The sequence below is a fragment of the Fretibacterium fastidiosum genome (genome assembly GCF_000210715.1).
In the GTDB taxonomy this organism is placed as follows: domain Bacteria; phylum Synergistota; class Synergistia; order Synergistales; family Aminobacteriaceae; genus Fretibacterium; species Fretibacterium fastidiosum.
Window position 1 is genome coordinate 2,440,987 of the sequence record NC_021038.1, and the last position, 2,637, is coordinate 2,443,623.

At 68.0% G+C, this 2,637-nt stretch carries 4 protein-coding genes; 1 reads left to right on the forward strand and 3 read right to left on the reverse strand.

Annotation, left to right across the window (positions count from 1 at the left end; translation table 11 throughout):
- Window positions 1-209, forward strand: a 209-nt coding sequence (locus SY1_RS10970; RefSeq protein WP_208873801.1) for an S-layer homology domain-containing protein, incomplete at its 5' end; no start/stop codon positions are given.
- Window positions 210-271: 62 nt separating this feature from the next.
- Here SY1_RS10970 and SY1_RS10975 read toward each other — a convergent pair.
- From SY1_RS10975 to SY1_RS10985, 3 genes are all read right to left on the reverse strand, one after another.
- Window positions 272-1,306 (reverse strand): tRNA dihydrouridine synthase, encoded by a 1,035-nt coding sequence (locus SY1_RS10975; protein ID WP_015557057.1) that lies wholly within the window; start codon window positions 1,304-1,306, stop codon window positions 272-274.
- Window positions 1,306-2,076: a type III pantothenate kinase gene (locus SY1_RS10980; protein WP_015557058.1), complete on the reverse strand. Its 771-nt coding sequence runs from the start codon at window positions 2,074-2,076 to the stop codon at window positions 1,306-1,308. The genes SY1_RS10975 and SY1_RS10980 overlap by 1 nt, the downstream gene beginning before the upstream one ends.
- Before the next feature lie 72 nt (window positions 2,077-2,148).
- Window positions 2,149-2,637, reverse strand: a 489-nt coding sequence (locus SY1_RS10985; protein WP_208873802.1) for a hypothetical protein, incomplete at its 5' end; no start/stop codon positions are given.

The window sequence follows — 2,637 nt, forward strand, 5'->3', positions numbered from 1 at the left end:
AGGAGGCGCCTCGGCCACAGAAGGGGCGGACGGCGTTTCGGGCCTCGGAACACCCGAACGCCCCGGCCGTGAACGCCCTGGCCGCCCTGGGGGTGCTGGACATCTATCGGGGCGACGGGGAGTTTCGCTTCGGGCATCCCGTCACGCGCAGCGAAGCCATCGACGTGCTGGTGCGGGCCATGGCCGCGGCGGGACTGCCAGGGAAATAAGGCCCCTCCTTATTAAGAGGGGTTGAGAAGGAACGAACTTCGGGCAGGGCTTCCTGCCCGTTTTATTCCCCGGCGGGGTTGCCGCCCTCCGTCCCCCTCCGAAAGACCGCCAAGATCTCCTCGACGCTGCCGCTGCATCCGGCCTGATGCCGCAACTCCGCCGCCCCGCTGATCCCCCTCAGCACCCCGCCCATCAGACGCTTCAGCAGGATCACGGCCTGTGCCTCGCCCGAGGTCCCCATCGCGCGCTCGCCAAGCCAGCGAAGGGCCGTCATCCTTCCCGCGGGCGTCCTGTCCCGCGCCATCTCCGGAACCGCATACCCAAGCGCGTTCAGCGCCTCGGCAAAGAGCCACGGATTCCCCAGGGCGCCCCGCGCCGCCATGACGAGGACGCACCCCATCTCGAGGTACTCGCGCACGTCGCCGACCTCGCGCACGTCACCGCTGGCGCTGATGAAGCCTGGGAAGAGACGGGCCGCCGCCGCGTGGACCGTTCGATCCGCGACCCCCTCATAACGCTGGGTGGCGGTTCGGCCGTGGATGCAGACGTTGTCCGCTCCGGAATTCAGCAACCCCTCGATAAAGCGAACCGTTGCCTCGATCCCGGCCTCTCCAGCCTCGATGCGGCGGATCTTGACCCAGACGGGGAACCCCAGCCCCTTCAGGCCACGGACCATGGCGAAGGCGTCCGAGGGGCTCTTCAGGAGTGCGGCGCCCGCCCCACGCTTCGTTACCTTCGGCATGGGACAGGCCATGTTGATCCCCAGGCCGGCGAAGGGAACTTCCCCGCTTTGGTGGACGAGGTCGAGCGCCGCTTCGGCGCCCCGGACCAACACGTCTGCGGCAGGCGCGAAGAGCTGCAGGATAACGGGGGCCTCGGACGGCGAGGTGTGGAGCATGGACAGGGTCTTCCGGTTGTGCCGCACCAATCCCGCGCAACTCACCATCTCGGTGTGGGTCAGCGACGCCCCCAGGCGCGTGAAGAACTCGCGGATGGGGAGGCTGGTCACCCCCGCCAGCGGCGCGAGGCAGAGGGGGTTCTGCAGGGAGAGGCCCCCCGCCCGAATCGGCCCCGCCGCGACCTCACAGGGCACCATCAGTCCGACCCTCTGACGCGGTCGTGAATGAGCCTGAGGCCGTCCAGGGTCAGCCAGGGGTCCACGTACTCTATCGTCTGCGACAGCTTCGCCATGACCTCCGCGTGCCCGCCGGTGGCGGCCACCTTGACCTCGGTCCCTATCTCCGCGCGGATCATCCCCACGATGCGATCCGTCAACCCCGCGTTCCCGAACAGGATTCCGGACTGGATGGACTCGTTCGTGTTGCGCCCGATCACGGAACGGGGCAGGGCCAGGGCCACCTGGGGCAACTTCGCCGCCTTTGCGAACAGGGCGGAGATGCCGGACTGAAGGCCCGGCGCGATCGCGCCGCCGAGGTAGGCACCGTCCGGAGCGATGACGTCGAAGGTGATCGCCGTGCCGTAGTCTGCGACGATGAGGGGCGCGCCGTACTTGCTTCGCCCTCCGACGGCGTTCACGATGCGGTCGGCCCCGACCTCCCGCGGGGCGTCGTAGCGGACCTCCATGCCCGTGTCCGTGGAGGCGTCCACCCTCAGGGGCTCGACGCCGAAGAAGTTGCGCATGGCCTCGGCCAGCGGGGCGTCCAGCGTGGGGACCACGCTGCAGAACACGGCCCCGTCGATCCTCGTCGAGGCGATGTCCTTCGTCCCCAAGAGCGTCAGGATGTAGACGCCCAACTCATCCGACGTGTGGAGGATGGACGAAAGGCGCCAATGCGCCACGAGTTGTTTACGATCAAAGACGCCAACGACCGTCGTGGTGTTCCCGACGTCCATGACGAGCAGCATGAAAGCACCTCCAAAGCAACGTTCTCAAGAAAGTGGCGAACAAAAACCGGATGCGCACATCGTTAGATAAGGTCATAAAAAAATGAGAAAGGACGCGATCGTGCCCCCCGTCGTGAGCAGCGCCGTCCGAAGGGCCGTGAGGCGCATGAAGCGGCACAGCAGAAGGAGGAGCGCCCCGGCCCCCAGCCAGGCGATGAGAGGACCCCATGGGACGAACGCCGGCACGAGGCCCGCCAGCCCGTTCGCTCCGGCACCCCAGAGGAGAAAGGCGCCCTCCGACGCCATCAGGAGCCAGGACGCAAGGGGAAGGCCCAGGAGACGGAGGGCGGCCCCCGCGGAGGCCAAGACGAAGCCCGCCGAGAAGAACGTCGGCGCGACGAAGTTCAGCAGGACCCCCGCCAGCGGAACCCCCTTGAAGGTGTAGGCGGTCTGCGGAAAGGTGACCAGGGCGATCAGCGGGCTGAGGAGCAGCCACGTCCGGACCTTCGCGAAGCGCCCGCCCCCCGCCATCGCCGCGATGGTCATGGCGGCCAGCACGGACAGGCGCCAGCCCACGTCCCA

What these genes read in the sequence shown, in the direction of transcription:
- SY1_RS10980 (WP_015557058.1), bottom strand. Translation starts at nt 2,076, where the DNA reads ATGCTGCTCGTCATGGACGTCGGGAACACCACGACGGTCGTTGGCGTC.
- SY1_RS10975 (WP_015557057.1), bottom strand. Translation starts at nt 1,306, where the DNA reads ATGGTGCCCTGTGAGGTCGCGGCGGGGCCGATTCGGGCGGGGGGCCTC.